Raw genomic sequence first — 231 nt, forward strand, 5'->3', positions numbered from 1 at the left:
TCCACTTGTGGTGCTGGTGGTACTATTACTGTAATCTATACGGTATCGGATGATTGTGATAACGAAACTACACTGACTGCGACACTTACTCTTGAAGATTCTATCGGTCCTGATCTTACAGCTTGTACGGTTGTAGATGAAGCTATAGAATGTAATGGAACAGATAATGAAACCATTGCTAACGATTGGAATGCTGCTAACATATTAGCGCTTCAATCTTGTGGTACAGAT

General features: G+C 39.8%; 1 protein-coding gene. It reads left to right on the plus strand.

The genetic code is table 11. The features are described 5' to 3' along the window. On the plus strand, positions 1–231 hold a 231-nt coding region (locus ACVC3Y_RS05860), incomplete at both ends, for a hypothetical protein (protein WP_452226359.1).

This window comes from Lacinutrix cladophorae (genome assembly GCF_053604645.1).